At 68.7% G+C, this 16,495-nt stretch carries 16 protein-coding genes; 8 read left to right on the top strand and 8 right to left on the bottom strand.

Going from position 1 to position 16,495, the window contains the following annotated elements:
- Positions 1 to 31: 31 nt before the first annotated feature.
- Positions 32 to 223: a ferredoxin gene (locus BLR21_RS02830; protein ID WP_090004032.1), complete on the bottom strand. Its 192-nt coding sequence runs from the start codon at positions 221 to 223 to the stop codon at positions 32 to 34.
- Positions 224 to 268: 45 nt separating this feature from the next.
- Between BLR21_RS02830 and BLR21_RS02825 the strand changes: the two genes are divergently transcribed.
- Together BLR21_RS02825 and BLR21_RS02820 are read left to right on the top strand one after the other, a co-directional pair.
- Entirely contained in the window at positions 269 to 1,429 is a 1,161-nt protein-coding gene (locus tag BLR21_RS02825; RefSeq protein WP_090004031.1) for an acyl-CoA dehydrogenase family protein, read from the top strand.
- A gap of 9 nt (positions 1,430 to 1,438) precedes the next feature.
- Positions 1,439 to 2,353, top strand: coding sequence for an acyl-CoA dehydrogenase family protein (locus tag BLR21_RS02820; protein ID WP_090004030.1), 915 nt, complete (start codon positions 1,439 to 1,441; stop codon positions 2,351 to 2,353).
- Here BLR21_RS02820 and BLR21_RS02815 read toward each other — a convergent pair.
- Positions 2,337 to 3,425 (bottom strand): NAD(P)H-dependent flavin oxidoreductase, encoded by a 1,089-nt coding sequence (locus tag BLR21_RS02815; protein ID WP_090004029.1) that lies wholly within the window; start codon positions 3,423 to 3,425, stop codon positions 2,337 to 2,339. The genes BLR21_RS02820 and BLR21_RS02815 overlap by 17 nt on opposite strands.
- A complete protein-coding gene (locus tag BLR21_RS02810; protein ID WP_090004028.1) occupies positions 3,406 to 4,992 on the bottom strand; it encodes an acyl-CoA synthetase in 1,587 nt (528 codons plus the stop codon). Before BLR21_RS02810 ends, BLR21_RS02815 begins: the two co-directional genes overlap by 20 nt.
- A 74-nt stretch (positions 4,993 to 5,066) precedes the next feature.
- On the opposite strand from BLR21_RS02810, the gene BLR21_RS02805 reads away from it, so the two are divergent.
- Complete coding sequence (locus BLR21_RS02805) at positions 5,067 to 5,858, top strand: crotonase/enoyl-CoA hydratase family protein (RefSeq protein ID WP_090004027.1); 792 nt, start codon at positions 5,067 to 5,069, stop codon at positions 5,856 to 5,858.
- 34 nt (positions 5,859 to 5,892) lie between these two features.
- On the opposite strand, the gene kstD is transcribed toward BLR21_RS02805, so the two are convergent.
- Genes kstD through BLR21_RS02785 form a run of 4 tightly spaced genes read right to left on the bottom strand, consistent with a single transcriptional unit; the run spans position 5,893 to position 10,609 of the window.
- Positions 5,893 to 7,599, bottom strand: a complete 1,707-nt coding sequence (kstD, locus tag BLR21_RS02800) for a 3-oxosteroid 1-dehydrogenase (RefSeq protein WP_090004026.1) — start codon at positions 7,597 to 7,599, stop codon at positions 5,893 to 5,895.
- Positions 7,596 to 8,051 carry a pyridoxamine 5'-phosphate oxidase family protein gene (locus BLR21_RS02795; RefSeq protein ID WP_090004025.1) on the bottom strand — a complete coding sequence of 152 codons (456 nt, stop codon included), beginning with the start codon at positions 8,049 to 8,051 and terminating at the stop codon, positions 7,596 to 7,598. The genes kstD and BLR21_RS02795 overlap by 4 nt, the downstream gene beginning before the upstream one ends.
- Positions 8,044 to 9,555, bottom strand: a complete 1,512-nt coding sequence (locus tag BLR21_RS02790; RefSeq protein ID WP_090004024.1) for an acyl-CoA synthetase — start codon at positions 9,553 to 9,555, stop codon at positions 8,044 to 8,046. The genes BLR21_RS02795 and BLR21_RS02790 overlap by 8 nt, the downstream gene beginning before the upstream one ends.
- Before the next feature lie 25 nt (positions 9,556 to 9,580).
- A complete protein-coding gene (locus BLR21_RS02785; RefSeq protein ID WP_090004023.1) occupies positions 9,581 to 10,609 on the bottom strand; it encodes an LLM class F420-dependent oxidoreductase in 1,029 nt (342 codons plus the stop codon).
- 45 nt (positions 10,610 to 10,654) lie between these two features.
- Here BLR21_RS02785 and BLR21_RS02780 point away from each other — a divergent pair, with 45 nt between their 5' ends.
- The 5 genes from BLR21_RS02780 to BLR21_RS02760 are packed head-to-tail and all read left to right on the top strand — an operon-like array spanning position 10,655 to position 15,098.
- Positions 10,655 to 11,599, top strand: coding sequence for a Zn-ribbon domain-containing OB-fold protein (locus BLR21_RS02780; RefSeq protein WP_090004022.1), 945 nt, complete (start codon positions 10,655 to 10,657; stop codon positions 11,597 to 11,599).
- Between the two features lie 7 nt (positions 11,600 to 11,606).
- The gene (locus tag BLR21_RS02775) at positions 11,607 to 12,662 is read left to right on the top strand and encodes a thiolase domain-containing protein (RefSeq protein WP_090004021.1); all 1,056 of its coding nucleotides are present in this window, start codon (positions 11,607 to 11,609) and stop codon (positions 12,660 to 12,662) included.
- Positions 12,662 to 13,804, top strand: a complete 1,143-nt coding sequence (locus BLR21_RS02770) for a thiolase domain-containing protein (RefSeq protein ID WP_090004469.1) — start codon at positions 12,662 to 12,664, stop codon at positions 13,802 to 13,804. The genes BLR21_RS02775 and BLR21_RS02770 overlap by 1 nt, the downstream gene beginning before the upstream one ends.
- Entirely contained in the window at positions 13,801 to 14,661 is an 861-nt protein-coding gene (locus BLR21_RS02765; RefSeq protein ID WP_090004020.1) for a TIGR03619 family F420-dependent LLM class oxidoreductase, read from the top strand. Before BLR21_RS02770 ends, BLR21_RS02765 begins: the two co-directional genes overlap by 4 nt.
- Positions 14,658 to 15,098, top strand: a complete 441-nt coding sequence (locus BLR21_RS02760) for a nuclear transport factor 2 family protein (protein WP_256334403.1) — start codon at positions 14,658 to 14,660, stop codon at positions 15,096 to 15,098. Before BLR21_RS02765 ends, BLR21_RS02760 begins: the two co-directional genes overlap by 4 nt.
- A gap of 55 nt (positions 15,099 to 15,153) precedes the next feature.
- Here BLR21_RS02760 and BLR21_RS02755 read toward each other — a convergent pair whose 3' ends face one another.
- Positions 15,154 to 16,380 carry a cytochrome P450 gene (locus BLR21_RS02755; protein WP_090004019.1) on the bottom strand — a complete coding sequence of 409 codons (1,227 nt, stop codon included), beginning with the start codon at positions 16,378 to 16,380 and terminating at the stop codon, positions 15,154 to 15,156.
- Positions 16,381 to 16,495 lie beyond the last annotated feature (115 nt).

Below are 16,495 nucleotides of genomic sequence, written 5' to 3'. Positions count from 1 at the left end.
TAGAATCTGTTCCTGTTCGTGACAAGGCCCATCAGCGTGAGAGGCGGAGTGCGCCCATGGGGCACGAGGCGACGGCGCGTTCCGCCAGAGCCTCCTCCCCGTCGGCCAGCTCACCGTCCCGGATCTGCAGAACCTCGTCCTCGTCAAGGTCAAACACCTCGGGCAGGATGGACATGCACTCCCCGTGCGCCTCGCACAGCGAAGGGTCGACGCCGACCTTCATCGCGGCCTCCTGACATCAAGTAGAACTTGTTCTAGAGTAGCGGTCATGCGCATCGGTTTCACGCCCGAACAGGAGCAGTTGCGCCAGGAGTTGCGGGCGTACTTCGCCGCGCTCATGACGCCCGAACGCAGGGCCGGGCTCGCCGGTGGCGGCGACTACGGCGACGGCGCGGCCTACAAGGACACCATCCGCCAGATGGGGCTGGACGGCTGGCTCACCATCGGCTGGCCGGAGGAGTACGGCGGCCGTGCCCGCCCCATGATCGAGCAGCTGATCTTCCTGGACGAGGCGTCCGCGGCCGGCGCGCCGGTGCCGTTCCTGACGCTGAACTCCATCGGCCCGACGATCATGTCCCTGGGAACGCCCGAGCAGAAGGCCTTCTACCTGCCGAAAATCGCGTCCGGCGAGCTCCACTTCGCCATCGGCTACTCCGAACCGGAGGCGGGCACCGACCTCGCGGGCCTGCGCACGCGGGCGGTCCGCGACGGTGACGAGTACGTGATCAACGGCCAGAAGATGTGGACGAGCCTCATCCAGTACGCCGACTTCGTCTGGCTGGCGTGCCGCACCGACCAGGAATCGCAGCGGCACAGGGGTTTGAGCGTCATCATGGTGCCGACCACCGCTCCCGGCTTCTCCTGGACGCCCGTGCCGACCATGTCCGGGCCCACGACCAGCGCCACCTTCTACGACGACGTGCGGGTGCCCGCGGCGAACCTCATCGGCGAGGAGCACAAGGGCTGGAAGCTCATCACCAACCAGCTCAACCACGAACGCGTCGCCCTCTGCTCGGCCGCGCCGCTGCAGACCGCACTGCGCGAAGTTCGTCAATGGGCGGACGAAACCGGTGCCGTGAAACAGGAGTGGGTGCGCCTGCACCTCGCCCGCGTGCACGCGAAGACCGAGTTCCTCAAGCTCATCAACTGGCGGATCGCGTCCGGTTCCGACGAGGCACCGTCACCGGCGGAGGCCTCCGCGACCAAGGTGTTCGGCACCGAGTTCGCGACCGAGGGCTACCGGCTGCTGATGGAGGTGCTGGGCGCCAACGGAATCGTGCGCACGGGTTCCGCGGGGGCCCTGCTGCACGGCCGGGTGGAACGCATGCACCGGTCGTCGCTGATCCTGACGTTCGGCGGCGGCACCAACGAGATCCAGCGGGACATCATCGCGCGGGTGGGCCTCGGGTTGCCCGCCGTGCCTCGGTAAGGAGACTCCGTGGACTTCACCCTGACCGAGGCGCAGCGCGAGCTGGCCGCGCTGACCCGCAAGATCCTCGACTCGTCCGACACACCCTGGCTCGACCTGGTCAAGTCGGGCGTCGTGCCGGAGCAGCCCGACGAGTTCGGCGTGCTGGAACAGTGCTCGGTGCTGGTCGAGCTGGGCCGTGCGGTCTCCCCCGTGCCCTACCTGCCCACGACGGTCGCCGCGTCGGCGCTCGCGGAGTTCGGAACCCCGGACCAGCGTGACCGCTGGCTGAAGCCGGGAACAGTGCTGACCGTGGCGCTGTCGGAAGCCGGCGACGTGCAGACGACGGTGCCGTTCGCGTCGGAGGCGGCCGCGTTCCTGGTGGCGCACGACGGGCAGGTGTTCCTCGTCGGGGCGGAGCAGCTGGAGATCACCCCGCAGGAACTGGTCGACGGCTCGGACGCGGGGTGCTTCGCGTTCTCCGGCACCGGCGAGGTGGTGCCCGGCCTGTCGCCCGACTGGCTGATCACCCGGTACACGCTGGGGTTGTGCGCTCTGCAGCTCGGTGTCACCGAACGCGCACTGGAGCTGACGGCCGAGTACGCCCGCATCCGCGTGCAGTTCGACCGGCCGATCGGCAGCTTCCAGGCCGTGGCGCAACGTCTGGCTGATGCGTACATCGACGTCGCGGCGATCCGGCTGACCCTCTGGCAGGCCGCCTGGCGCCTCTCCGAAGGCCTGGACGCGGCGCAGGAGGTGGCGACGGCGAAGTTCTGGGCCGCCGACGCCGGGCACCGCGTGGCGCACACCGCCGTGCATGTTCACGGCGGCACCGGCATCGACATGAGCCACGACGTGCACCGCTACTTCACGGCGGCGAAGCGCAACGAGTTCGAGCTGGGCGGTGCGACCGCCCAGCTCCTGAAACTCAGCGCAGCTTGGTGAGGCGTTCGACCGTCGCGCCGAACTCCGCCAGCAGGTCCGCCATCACCTCGGCCACCGGCCTGACCTCGTTCATCCGCCCGACGACCTGACCGACCGGCATCGAGACCACGGACGGGTCGTCGGACCGGGCGATGCGCAGGTGCGCCTCGCTGACCAGCAGGTTCTGCAACGGCATCGGCAACGGTTCCGGTGCCTCCGCGGCCGTCCACGCCTCGGTCCACCGCGTCTTCAGCAACCGCGCCGGTTTGCCGGTGTAGATGCGGGTGCGGACGGTGTCGCTGGACCCGGCGGCGAGCAACGCCTCCTGCGTGCTGGAGTTCCCGAGCGTGTACTCGGCGGTGGTCAGCCAGTACGAGCCCATCCACACGCCGGACGCGCCGAGCGCCATCGCGGCGGCGGCCTGCCGTCCCGACCCGATGCCCCCCGCGGCGAGCACGGGGACGTCCACCGCGTCGACGATCTCCGGCACCAGCACCATCGTGGCGACCTCGCCGGTGTGCCCGCCGGCCTCATAGCCCTGGGCCACCACGATGTCGACGCCGTTGGCCACGTGCCGGCGAGCGTGTTCGGCCTTGCCCGCCAGCGCGGCCACCGGCACACCGGCCGCGTGCACCTGCTCGATGACGTCGGCAGGTGGTGAGCCGAGGGCGTTCGCGATGAGCCGGATCGGGTGTTCCAGGGCCACGTCGACGTGCGACCGCGCCACCGAGTGCAGCCAGCCGAGCACGCCCTCGCCGCCCTCGCCGTCGGGCAGCGGTGGCACGCCGAGCTTCAGCAACGTCTGTTGCACGAACTCCTTGTGGCTCTGCGGGATGAGCCCGGCCAGGTCGATCTGCGTGCCCTCCTTCGGCACGGTGGCGGGCATGACGATGTCGACGCCGTACGGCTTGCCGCCGGTGTTCTCGTCCATCCACGTCAACGCGCGGTCGAGGTCCTCCGCGTCGTTGAACCGCACGCACCCGAGGACACCGAGCCCGCCCGCCCGGCTGATCGCCGCCGCCACGTGCTCGGACGGTGTGAAGCCGAAGACGGGGTGTTCGATGCCCAGCTCGTCACACAGGCTGGTGCGCATGATCCTCCACGTGGCGCTTCGCCCACTGGTAGTCGGGTTTGCCGCTGGGGGTACGGCCGATCTCGGCGACGAGCCACAACGACCGCGGCACCTTGTAGCCGGCGAGGGTCTCGCGGACGTGGGCGTCCAGTTCGGACAGTGTCGGCGCCGTGCCGTCGCGCGGCTGGACGATCGCGCCGACGCGCTGGCCGAGCAGGTCGTCCGGGATGCCGATCACGAGCGCGTCGAACACGTCCGGGTGCGACTTCAGCACCCCCTCGACCTCCTCGGGGAACACCTTCTCGCCGCCGGTGTTGACGCAGGTGTTGCCGCGTCCCAGCAACGTGATGTCGCCGTCCTCCTCGAACCGGGCGAAGTCGCCGGGCACGGTGAACCGCCTGCCGTCGACCTCGACGAACATCCGCGCGGTCTTCTCGGGGTCCTTGTAGTAGCCGAGCGGGATGTGCCCGCCGCGCGCCAGCTTGCCGATGACGCCGGGCTCCGGCTCCAGCTTCTTGCCGTCCTCGTCGATGACGATGGTGTCCTCGTTGAGCTTCACCTTGGTGCCGTCGGTCTTCACGATCTCCTTGGGCACCGCGCCGATGCCGGTGGACCCGGTCTCGCTCGACCCGATCGACTCCAGCAGCGTCGTGTGCGGCAGGTGTTCGTGGTACTGCTTCTTGACGGTGTAGGAGAACAGGGCGGCACTGCTGTTGAGGATGAACAGCGACGAGCCGTCGTAGGTGCCGCGCTGGAACTCCTCGATCAACGGCCGGCCCATCGCGTCGCCGGTGATGACGGCGACCTGGACCTTTTCCCTTTCGATCACCCGCCAGATCTCGGCGGGGTCGAACTTGGGCACCAGCACCACCGTGCTGCCGCTGAACAACGCGCCCAGCACGGCCCACTGCGCCGCGCCGTGGATCAACGGCGGCAGGCACAGCCTGATCAGCCCGTAGTCCTTGCCCGCCTTGGCCTGCTGCCACTCGTCCGTCAGCCGTTCGCCGGTGACGAAGTCGATGCCGCCGCCGAGCGTGCGCCACACGTCCTCGTGCCGCCACATCACACCCTTGGGCATGCCGGTCGTGCCACCCGTGAACAGGATGTAGAGGTCGTCGGGGCTGCGCGGCTCGAAGTCCCGTTCACCGGACTCCTCGGCGAGTGCCGTTTCGTAGGCGGCGCCGGCGAAATCCTCGTCCGTCTCGTCGTCGATCACGACCGTATGGCCGGGCGCGCCGACCTCCGCGACCAACGGCGAGTACCGCCGTTCGTGTACGAGAGCGGTCAGATCCGCTTCGCCGAACAGATATTGCAACTCGTTCTTGGTGTAGCGGTAGTTCACGTTGATCGCCACGGCGCGCAGCTTGAAGACCGCGAGCATGGCTTCGACGAGTTCGATCGAGTTGCGCGCGTAGAGCCCCACGTGCGCACCCTGCGTCACGCCGTTCTTTGCCAGGTGGTGAGCCAGTTTGTTGGCTCGCGACTCAAGCTCGGCGTAGGTGACCCGCTTGGACCCGCACACGAGCGCGGTCCTGTCGGGCACGGTGTCGGCGGCGTGTTCAACGAGGTCTGCGACGTTGAGGGCCATGGCAGACAAAGTAGAACGTGTTACTGTTCCCGACAATCCCCCGTGCGGTCAGACTCGATCCAGGAGGCGCGCGAATGACGACCACGACGGAACCACATGCCTTGGTGGAGCTGGCCGGCAACGTCCTGGTCGTCACGATGAACCGCCCGGAGGTCCGCAACGCCCTGTCCGGCCCGATGCTGGCCATCATGAAGGAGGCGTGGGACCGGGTGGACTCCGATCCGGACGTCCGCGTCTGCATCCTCACCGGCGCGGGCGGAGCGTTCTGCGCGGGCGCGGACCTCAAGGCGATGACGTCCAACCACCCCAGCGAGAACGCCGGCAGGTTCGACTTCTCCGTCATCGAGCCACTGCTCAAAGGACGTCGATTGACGAAACCGCTGATCGCCGCCGTGGAAGGTCCGGCGGTCGCCGGGGGCACGGAGATCCTGCAGGCGACCGACATCCGCGTCGCCGGCGAGAGCGCGCGGTTCGGCGTCTCGGAGGCACGCTGGGGCCTGTTCCCCCTGGGCGGCTCGGCGGTCCGGTTGCCACGCCAGATTCCTTACACCGTCGCGGCCGACCTCCTGCTGACGGGACGGCACATCCGGGCGGCGGAGGCCAAGGAGATCGGGCTGATCGGGCACGTGGTGCCGGACGGTCAGGCTTTGGACAAGGCGTTGGAACTGGCCGCGCTCATCACGGCCAACGGGCCCGTCGCGGTGCGGAAGATCCTGCAGACCATGCGGGAGACCGAGGTCATGCACGAGAACGAGGCGTTCACAGTGGACGCTCGGCTCGGCATGGAGGTGTTCTCCAGTGAGGACGCCAAGGAGGGGCCGCGGGCGTTCGCGGAGAAGCGCAAGCCGGAGTTCAAGGGCCGGTAGCCTTCTGGGCTTGGGACCTCCTCTGCCGCTGTCCCTACACGTCGTTGGCCGCGATGTACCCGAACGTCATGGCGGGCCCGATCGTCGACCCCGCCCCGGCATAACTCCGCCCCATCACGGCCGAACTGACGTTGCCCGCCGCGTACAGCCCGGGGATCACCGAGCCGTCCGGCCGCAGCACACGGGCCCGCGCATCCGTCACGAGACCGCCCTTGGTGCCGAGGTCGCCTGGCACGATCTTGAAGGCGTAGAACGGCGGCGCCCACAGCGGGGCGAGGCACGAGTTCGGGAAGACGGCCGGGTCGGTGTAGTAGTGGTCGTACGCGCTGTCGCCGCGCTTGAAGTCGGGGTCGCGACCGCTCAGGGCCTGGTTGTTGAACCGGCTGACGGTCGATTTGAGGTTCGCGCCGGGGACGCCGATGGCCGAGGCCAGGCCGTCGAGGGACCAGTTCCTCACCACGGCGCCGGACTGGTACCAGCCGTCCGGCAGCGGCAGGGTCGGTGCCACGTCGGCGAAGAGGTACCTGTTGCGGTAGTTCTGGTCGACGACGAGCCAGGCCGGGATGCACGGGTCTACCGGGTTCTTGTCGTACATGACGTGCACGACGTCGCTGTAGGGCGCGGCCTCGTTGACGAAGCGGCGGCCGGCCGCGTTGATCATCAGGCCGCCGGGCAGCGTGCGTTCGGCGAGGCAGAAGTACGGGGTGCCGGGCACCGGGATCGCCGGGCCCCACCAGGCGTCGTCCATCAGGTCGAGCGCCGCGCCCGCCCGCTGGCCCGCGCGGTGGCCGTCGCCGGTGTTCTCCTTCGCGCCGACCGTCCACTGAGTACCGATCGGCTGGCGCTGGTACTGGGCGCGCATCGCCGCGTTGTGTTCGAAGCCGCCGGAACCCATGATCACGCCACGTCGTGCGCGCACGGCACCCCGCGAGGTCAGCACTCCCTTGACGGCGCCGTTCTCCACGATCAGGTCTGCCAGACCGGTGTTCAGCCACACCGGGACGTTCGACTGCAGCAGACCGGCCCGCAGACCACCGGCCAGTGCCTGGCCCATGGTCAGCGGCTTCTGCCCGGCCAGGGCGGCCGCGGTGCCGCGCGCCAGGGCAGCGGCCGCGGTCGCCGCGCCCTTCGCGTTGACGAGGGCCAGCGCGAGCCACTTGTAGTCCGCGCCGTAGATCACCATGCCGGCCGGTGTGGCCAGGTAGGGGGCGTTCAGGTTCGCCAGTTCGGCGCCGAGGACCCGGCCGTCGAGCATCTCCGGCTCGATCGAACGGCCCTTCACGATGCCGCCGGGGTACTCCGGGTAGTAGTCGCTGTAGCCGTCCATGTGCCGGAAGCGCAGCGGGCTGTTGCGCATGACGAACGAGATCATCTGCGGCCCGTGCGTCAGGTAGGCCTGCTGCCGCACGAGCGGGATGTCGCCGACGACCGCCGCCAGGTACTGCGCGGCCTTCGCGGGTGTGTCCGGAACGCCCGCCGCCAGGATCACCTCGTTGTTGGGGATCCAGATGCCCGCGCCCGAGCGAGCGGCCGAGCCACCGTAGGTCGGCGCCTTCTCCACGACCACGCAGCTCAGGCCGCGTTTGGCGGCGGTCAGCGCGGCGGTCATGCCCGCCGCGCCCGCGCCGACCACCACGACGTCGAACTCGCCGAGATCGGCGGAGGCGGTGGCGGGCCTGACCAGTCCGGACGCCAGCGCGAGACCGGCTCCGGCGAGCACCTGACGGCGGTTCAGGTTCACGGGTTCACTCCAGACATCGTCTTCCGGTGGTCCCAGCTGGCGATCTTGGTCGGACGGAAGATCACGGCGACGCGCCTCGACATCGCCTTGCGCAGGGCTTCGCGGGCTTCGGGATCGTCCCCGACCTCACCGAAGTTGCGCTCCACCACGGCGTCCACGACCCGGCCGAGGTCCGGGGTGAACTCGGTGACGCCCTCCATGTGCACGCCGCGCAGCTGGTCGTAGCTCTCCCCCGCCTCAGCCAGCACGCTGCAGCGCGGATCGCGTTGCAGGTTCAGGATCTTCTGCGACTTGCGGTCCGTGCAGAACACGAGCTCGCCGTCCACCCACGCGAACCACATCGGCGCGAGGTGCGGAAGGCCGTTGCGGCCGATGGTGGCGACGATCAACGTCTTCTGGCCCTGGAGGAAGGTCTCGACCTCGGCGGCCGTCATCCTGATCGCGTCACGCATCGCGCAGCTTCCGCTTGTACAGCTTGCCGTTCGGGTCGCGCGGAAGTTCGGCGAGATACTCGATCGTCCGTGGCAGCTTGAACTTCGCGAGACGGGTCCGCGCGAACTCCAGCAGTTCCTCGGTCAGTTCCTCGGAAACCTCGATCCCGTCCGCAGGCTGCACCACGGCCTTGATCGCCTCACCCCAGTCCGGATGCGGCACGCCGAACACCGCCACGTCCGCGACCTTGGGGTGGCAGATCAGCTCGCCCTCGATCTCCGCCGGGTAGATGTTCACACCGCCGGAGATGATCATGTCGTTCTTGCGGTCGCACAGGAACAGGTAGCCGTCCTCGTCCAGATAGCCGATGTCCTGCAACGTGAACAGCTTGCCGACGCGTGCGGCCCGGGTCTTCTCCGCGTCCTTGTGGTACTCGAACGTCGCGTCGCCCATCCGCATGTAGACCAGGCCCTGCTCGCCGACGGGCAGCTCGGTGCCGTCCTCGCCCAGGATCCTGATCTCGGACGTCGGCCACGGCAGACCGACCGATCCCGGCTTGCGCAGCCACTCCTGAGCGGTGATCGCGGTGCCACCGCCCTCGGTGGCCGCGTAGTACTCGATCACGACCGGCCCCCACCAGTCGAGCATGCGGCGCTTGACCTCCAGCGGGCACGGCGCCGCGCCGTGGATCATCGCACGCAGCGAACCCATGTCGTACTTGGCTTTCACGTCGTCCGGCAGAGCCAGCAACCGGTGGAACTGGGTCGGCACCATGTGGCTGTGGGTGACCTTGTGCCGTTCGATCAGCCGCAGCATGTCCTCCGGCGCCCAGTGGTCCATGAGCACGGTGGTGTGGCCGAGCTGGATCGAGATGACGACGAAGTTGAGCACCGCGGTGTGGTAGAGCGGCGACCCGCACAGGTGCACGTGCCCGTCGTGCGGCTTGATGCCGAAGATGCCGAAGAACCAGGCGGCGGACGGCGGCACGACGTCCGGGTCGGCACCGGTCAACGGCCTGCGCACACCCTTGGGCCGGCCGGTCGTGCCGGAGGTGTAGAGCATCGGAGACCCCGCGGTGCGGCCGTCGGGCCTGCCTTCCTCGCCCTCGCCGAGCTTCGCCAGCGGCGTGAAGTCCGCGATCTCACCGACGGCGAACCGCGCCTCGGACGGAAGGCCCGCCGCGGCTTCGACGGCCGCCGCGGCGAACCGTTCGTGGGTGACGAAAGCCTTGGCACCGCTGTCCTGCAGGAGGTACGCGACCTCGGCCCCGGTGAGGTGCCAGTTGGCCATCACGACGTAGAGGCCGGTCTGGTAGGCGGCGAAGTACACCGCCACCAGGTCGGCGCTGTTGGGCAGCATCAGCACGATGCTGTCGCCGGGTTCGAGCCCCAGGGCCCGGAACCCGCGTCCGTAGCGGTTCGCGGTGCCCGCGAGCTCCGAGTAGGTGATCTCTCGACCACTCGGATCGACCAGCGCGGTCAGGTCCGGCTGATCGGCAGCGATGTTCCAGAGTCCTGTGACCACACCCTCAAAGTAGAACGCGTTTCACCTACTGACAAGCCTCCGACAAGGCCTTGATCGAGGCAACGTCGCGGCATCCGACGAGCAGCGTTGTGACGCCGGCCTTCTCCCACCGGCGAACCTCGTCGCGCACGTGCTCGGCGTTGCCGACGATGCTGATCTCGGCCACCAGCTCGTCCGGGACCACCTGTGCCGCCTCGTCCTTGCGCCCGGCCTGGAAGAGCCTGCCGACGTCCTCGACGACCTCGCCGTATCCCATGCGGGTGAACACCTCCGCGTGGAAGTTCATGCCAGGCGCGCCCATTCCGCCGATGTACAAAGCGACGAACGGTTTCAGCATCGCCCTGACCGAGGCCGGATCATCCGTCACGACGACCTGGCAGGTGGCCGCGACCTCGAAGTTCTCCCTGCTACGGCCTGACTTGGCGAACCCCTCGTCCAACCACTCGTCGTACATGCCGGCAAGCCGGGGCGCGTAGTAGATGGCGAGCCACCCGTCCGCGATCTCCGACGTCAGCGCGACGTTCTTCGGACCCTCCGCACCGAGCCAAATGGGCAGGTCAGCGCGCAGCGGGTGGGTGATGGGCTTGAGGGGTTTGCCGAGCCCCAGAGCGCCGGGTCCCTGATAGGGCAACGGGTAGTGCGGGCCGTCGTTGCGCACGGGCGCTTCGCGGGCCATCACCTGCCGCAGGATCGACACGTACTCCCTGGTCCTGGCCAGGGGTTTCGCGAACGGCCGTCCGTACCAGCCCTCCACGACCTGCGGGCCGGACACACCCAGACCGAGCACGAATCGCCCGCCGGAGAGGTGGTCCAAGGTCAGCGCGTGCATCGCGCAGGCAGCCGGCGTACGGGCCGACATCTGCACGACGGACGTACCGAGCCGCACGCGCGAAGTCCCGGAACCCCACCACGCCAAGGGTGTGAACGCGTCCGAGCCCCACGCCTCGGCGGCGAACACCGCGTCGAAGCCGAACTCCTCCGCCGCCGCCACGAGTTCGGCGGCGTTCTGAGGCGGACCGGCGCCCCAGTACCCGAGCTGCAGACCGAGCTTCATGCACCCATCTTGCCACCATTTCGAGAACCTGTTTCACTTTGATCTGTGACTCGGCCGCTGAGTGCTCCGCTCGACGTTGGCTTCGACTACACGCGCTCCCTCGGCCCGACGCTGGGCCGGTTCCTCTCGGATCTCCGCCGCCGCAGGGTGACCGGGATCCGTGGCAGCGACGGGCGTGTGCACGTGCCGCCGCTCGAGTACGACCCCGTGACCGCCGAACGTCTGCACGAGTTCGTGGACGTGACGGCGACCGGTGTCGTGCGCGGGTGGTCGTGGATTCCCGAGCCCCTCGAAGGGCAGCCGCTCGACCGGCCGTTCGCGTGGGCGCTCATCCAGCTCGACGGCGCGGACACCTCACTGCTGCACGCCGTCGACGCCGGCTCGCCGGATCGGATGGCGACCGGAACACGTGTGCGCGCAAGGTGGCGCAACGAACGCGTCGGCGCGATCACCGACATCGAGTGCTTCGAGATCTCCGACGAGCCGGCCGACCCGCCCACGGAAGCCGACGACGTCACCATGGTCACGACGCCGGTGAACCTGCACTACACCCACTCGGCGTCACCGACCGAGGACCCGTTCCTGCGCGGTCTCATGGAAGGCAGGCTGATCGCCCAGCGCTGCCCGGTGTGCGAGAAGGTCTACTTCCCGCCGCGCCCGGCCTGTCCCGTGGACGGCGTGCCGACGACGGACCAGATCGAGCTGTCCGACCACGGCACCATCACGACGTACTGCGTGGTCAACGTGCCGTTCCTCGGCCAGCGCATCCCGCCGCCCTACGTCTCGGCGTACGTGCTGCTCGACGGCGCCGACATCCCGTTCCTGCACCTGCTGCTCGGCGTCGCGCCCGAGGACGTCCGGATGGGCATGCGCGTGGAGGCCGTGTGGAAGCCGCGCGAGGAGTGGGGCCCCACGATGCAGAACATCGACCACTTCAAGCCGTCCGGCGAGCCCGACGCGCCGTTCGACTCCTACTCCCAGCACCTGTGAGGCTCGCGTGCGTGACATTGCGGTAGTCGGCTTCGCGCAGACGCCCTGCGTGCGCGAGACCGATGGCACCACCAACGGTGTCGAGATGCTGGTGCCGATCTTCCACGAGGTGCTCGGCGGGCTCGGGATCACCAAGACCGACATCGGGTTCTGGTGCTCGGGCTCCTCGGACTACCTGGCCGGGCGCGCGTTCTCGTTCGTCTCGGCGGTCGACGCGATCGGCGCCTTCCCGCCGATCACCGAGTCGCACGTCGAGATGGACGCCGCTTGGGCGCTCTACGAGGCGTGGGTGAAGCTGCTCTGCGGTGAGATCGACACCGCGCTGGTCTACGGCTTCGGCAAGTCGTCGGCCGGGCAGCTCCGCCGGGTCATGGCGATGCAGCTAGACCCGTACCTCGTGACACCGCTGTGGCCGGATTCTCTTGGCCTGGCGGGCATCCAGGCGCGAATGGGCATCGAGAACGGCCTGTGGGACGAACGCGCGATGGCCTCCGTGGCCGCGCAGAGCCGTTCCGCCGCCCTGTCGAACCCGCTCGCCCAGCTGTCCGGCGAGGTCGACGCCGACGAACTGCTGGCCCTCCCCTACGTCGCGGATCCGTTGCGGCGGCACGACTGCGCGCCGATCACCGATGGCGCGGCGACAATTGTGCTGGCGGCAGGCGACAAAGCGCGGGAGCTGTGCGAACGTCCGGCGTGGATCACCGGTTTCGAACACCGCACCGACTCGCCGTCGTTCGGCACACGCGACCTGACCACCTCTCCCTCTGCCGTGGCCGCAGGCAAAGCGGCGGGCGCCGGCGGCGTGCAGGTCGCGGAGCTGCACGCGCCGTTCACCCACCAGGAAATCCTGCTGCGCCAGGCACTCGGGCTCGGTGACGAGGTGACCGTGAACCCGTCCGGCGGCGTGCTGGCGGGCAACCCGATGTTCGCGGCCGGGCTGGCGCGCATCGGCGAGGCCGCGCGCCGGATCCACGACGGCACAGCTCAGAAGGTTCTCGGGCACGCCACCAGCGGACCGTTGCTCCAGCAGAACCTCGTCTGCGTGATGGAAGGGCGTGAGTGATGCGACCGGCAGCAGTGGTCGGCACCGGCCAGACGCACCACGCCGCGAAGCGCCTCGACGTGTCGATGGCCGGCCTGTGCCGGGAGGCGATCGACCGCGCGATGGCCGACGCCGGCGTGGACTGGTCCGACATCGACGCCGTGGTCCTCGGCAAGGCACCGGACCTGTTCGAGGGCGTGATGATGCCCGAACTGTTCCTCGCGGACGCGCTGGGCGCGGTCGGCAAACCGTTGCTGCGCGTGCACACCGCCGGTTCGGTCGGCGGCAGCACGGGCAACGTGGCGGCCTCACTCGTCCAGTCCGGCGTGCATGACCGCGTTTTGGCCGTGGCGTTCGAGAAGCAGTCCGAGTCGAACGCGATGTGGGCGCTGTCCGTGCCGACGCCGTTCACCATGCCCGTGCACGCGGGCGCGGGCGGCTACTTCGCGCCACACGTGCGTTCCTACATCCGCCGGGCGAGCGCCCCCGAGCACATCGGCGCGATGGTCGCGGCCAAGGACCGTCGCAACGGTGCCCGCAATCCCTATGCGCACCTGAAACAACCGGACATCACCGTCGAGTCGGTGCAGGCGTCCACCATGCTGTGGGACCCGATCCGGTACGACGAGACGTGTCCGTCCTCGGACGGCGCCTGCGCGGTCGTCATCTCCTCGGAACCGACGTCGGGCCAGGCAGCCTGGATCCGCGCGACCGCGATGCGCACCGAGCCCACGACGTTCGCCGGTCGCGACCAGGTCAACCCGCGGGCGGGCCAGGACGCCGCCAGGGCGTTGTGGAGGCAGGCGGGCATCACCGACCCGCTGTCCGAAGTGGACGCCGCCGAGATCTACGTGCCGTTCTCGTGGTTCGAGCCGATGTGGCTCGAGAACCTCGGTTTCACCGACATCGGGCAGGGCTGGAAGCTCACCGAGGCCGGCGAGACCGAGATCGGCGGCCGTCTGCCGGTGAACCCGAGCGGCGGCGTGCTGTCGTCCAACCCGATCGGCGCCTCCGGTCTGCTGCGCTTCGCCGAAGCGGCCATGCAGGTCATGGGCACCGCGGGAGAGCACCAGGTCGACGGCGCGCGGGTCGCGCTGGGCCACGCGTACGGCGGTGGTTCGCAGTTCTTCGCCATGTGGGTCGTCGGATCGGAGAAGCCGTGAAGTTCACCGTGGGCATCGCCATGAGCCCGCTCGACCAGCTGACCGAGTTGGCCCGGTGCGCCGAGGAGTGCGGCTACGCCTCGATCGCGCTGCCGGACTCCCTGTTCTTCTCGGAGAAGGTCTCCGCGGACTACCCGTACACCCCGGACGGCTCCCGCATGTGGAACGCCGACACCCCGTGGGTGGACCCGTTCGTCGCCGCCGCCGCGATGGGCGCGGTGACGTCCCGGATCAGCTTCTACACGCAGGTCCTGAAACTGGGCTCCCGCAACCCGTTGCTGCTCGCCCGCCAGGTCGGCTCGGTCGCGCACCTGACCGGCAACCGGTTCGGCTTCGGCGTGGGCCTCGGCTGGTCGCCGGAGGAGTTCGAGTGGTGCGGCGTCCCGTTCAAGAACCGCGGCGCGCGCGTGGACGAGATGATCGACGTGCTGAAGCTCGTGCTCGCCGGCGGAATGGTCGAGTACCACGGCGACTACTTCGACTTCGACCGGTTGCAGATGTCGCCGGCACCCACTTCGCCGGTGCCGTTCTACGTCGGTGGCCACTCCCCGGCCGCGCTGAAGCGCGCCGCTCGCGTCGGCGACGGCTGGACATCGGCGATGATCAAGTTCGAGGAGCTGAAGTCGGTGATCGCCCAGCTCACCGATCTCGGCTGCTTCGAGCGGCCGTTCGAGATCCAGGCCGTGTGCATCGACCGGTTCGGGCTCGACGGCTACCAGCAGCTCGACGAGATCGGCGTGACCGACACGATCGTCGTGCCCTGGCTGTTCTACGGCGTCGGCTTCGACGGCAGCCTGCAGGCCAAGAAGGACGGACTTCGGCGCTTCGCCGACGAGGTGATCGGAGAGTTCGCGTGACCGCAGTTACCTGGACGGCTTCCAAGACCGAAACCCCTGCCCGCGTGGCCTCGTGGCGTTCGATGGACTGCGTGTCGCGCGGTGCGAAGGACGAGTGGCTGGCCCTGTTCGCCGAGGACGCCGTGGTCGAGGACCCGGTGGGCCCGTCGATGTTCGACGCGGAGGGCAAGGGCCATCACGGCAGGGAGGCGATCGCGGCCTTCTGGGACCTCGCGATCGCAGGCGTCGAACGGTTCGAGTTCGCGATGCACGACTCGTTCGCGGCGGGCTCGGAGTGCGCGAACGTGGGCACGATCAGCGCGTTCCTGCCCGGTGGGGCGCGCGTGGACACCGAGGGCGTGTTCGTCTACAACGTGGGCGAGGACGGCCTGATCAAGTCGATGCGGGCGTTCTGGGAGACCGAACGAGCGCTCGCGACTCTGCGCGTCGAGGCCTGACGCCACACAGCATGAGGCCCCTCCATCCCGCAGGTGGAGGGGCCTCAGTCGTCTCTCACGCGTACTGGACGCGGAACTCCTTGATGCCGTTGAGCCAGCCGGACCGCAGTCGCCGCGGTTCCTCGATCTGCCTGATGTTCGGCATGGCGTCCGCGATCGCGTTGAAGATCAGGTCGATCTCCAGCCGCGCGAGGTTCGCACCGATGCAGAAGTGCGCGCCACTGCCACCGAACCCGAGGTGCGGGTTGGGGTCGCGGGTGATGTCGAACATCTCCGGCGACTCGAAGACCTCCTCGTCGAAGTTGGCCGACGAGTAGAACATCCCGACGCGCTGTCCCTGCTTGATCTCCACGCCGCCGAGTTCGGTGTCGGCCATCGCGGTGCGCTGGAACGACACCACCGGCGTGGCCCACCGGACGATCTCGTCGCCGGCGGTGGCAGGCCTGGAGTCCTTGTACAGCTCCCACTGCTCGGGGTGGTCGAAGAACGCCTTCATGCCGTGCGTGATGGCGTTGCGAGTGGTCTCGTTGCCCGCCACGGCGAGCAGCAGCACGAAGAAGCCGAACTCCTCGGAAGCCAGCCCGGCCCCGTCCACGTCCGCCTGGACCAGCTTCGTGACGATGTCCTGGCGTGGGCACTTGCGGCGGTCCTCCGCCATCGTCCACGAGTACCCGAGCAGCTCGGTCGCGGCGGTCAGCGGTTCGATCTCGAACTCGGGGTCGTCGTAGGCGATCATCTGGTTCGACCAGTCGAAGATCTTGCGGCGGTCGTCCTGCGGGATGCCGATGAGCTCCGCGATCGCCTGCAACGGCAACTCACAGGCCACGTCCGTGACGAAGTCCCCGCTCCCCTTCTCCAACGCCTCCGCGACGATCCGCTCGGCGCGCGAGGCGAGTGCCTCCCGCAGGCTGTTCACCGCCCGAGGCGTGAACCCGCGCGAGACGATCGCACGCTGCTTCGTGTGCGTCGGCGGATCCATGTTCAGCAACAACAACCGCTGCATCTCGATGTTGTCGCGCGGCATGTCGTCCTTGAAGCGGATGATCGCGGTGTTCTCGCGGCTGGAGAACAGCTCGCTGTTGCGCGAGATCTCCTTGACGTCACGGTGCTTCGTCACCACCCAGAAGCCCTCGTCCGGGAACCCGCCCTCGCCCAGCGGCTTGGAGTTCCACCAGATCGGCGCGGTCTGACGCAGTTCGGCGAACTCCTCGAACGGCAGCCGGTTCGCGTACATGTCGGGGTCGGTGAAGTCGAAGCCATCCGGGATGCGCGGCTTGCCCACAGGAACCTCCTAGGTGGAACGCGTTCTATCCGATTCAAACACGGTTGCGGCTTGTGTTGAAGCCCCCACGCGGCCAATCTGGAGTCTGACAGGAACGTGTTCTAGTTTTCTGGCG

Origin of the sequence: Lentzea albidocapillata subsp. violacea (genome assembly GCF_900100275.1) — a bacterium.
Taxonomy (GTDB): domain Bacteria; phylum Actinomycetota; class Actinomycetes; order Mycobacteriales; family Pseudonocardiaceae; genus Lentzea; species Lentzea violacea.
The sequence above is the reverse complement of the archived record's forward strand: the minus strand, read 5'-3'. Positions and strand labels throughout refer to the sequence as shown.

Excerpts from the sequence above, each read along its gene's own strand:
- BLR21_RS02830 (WP_090004032.1), bottom strand. The coding sequence starts at position 223 with ATGAAGGTCGGCGTCGACCCTTCGCTGTGCGAGGCGCACGGGGAGTGC.
- BLR21_RS02815 (WP_090004029.1), bottom strand. The coding sequence starts at position 3,425 with ATGCGCACCAGCCTGTGTGACGAGCTGGGCATCGAACACCCCGTCTTC.
- BLR21_RS02785 (WP_090004023.1), bottom strand. The coding sequence starts at position 10,609 with ATGAAGCTCGGTCTGCAGCTCGGGTACTGGGGCGCCGGTCCGCCTCAG.
- BLR21_RS02825 (WP_090004031.1), top strand. The coding sequence starts at position 269 with ATGCGCATCGGTTTCACGCCCGAACAGGAGCAGTTGCGCCAGGAGTTG.
- BLR21_RS02795 (WP_090004025.1), bottom strand. The coding sequence starts at position 8,051 with ATGCGTGACGCGATCAGGATGACGGCCGCCGAGGTCGAGACCTTCCTC.
- BLR21_RS02805 (WP_090004027.1), top strand. The coding sequence starts at position 5,067 with ATGACGACCACGACGGAACCACATGCCTTGGTGGAGCTGGCCGGCAAC.
- BLR21_RS02810 (WP_090004028.1), bottom strand. The coding sequence starts at position 4,992 with ATGGCCCTCAACGTCGCAGACCTCGTTGAACACGCCGCCGACACCGTG.
- BLR21_RS02770 (WP_090004469.1), top strand. The coding sequence starts at position 12,662 with ATGCGACCGGCAGCAGTGGTCGGCACCGGCCAGACGCACCACGCCGCG.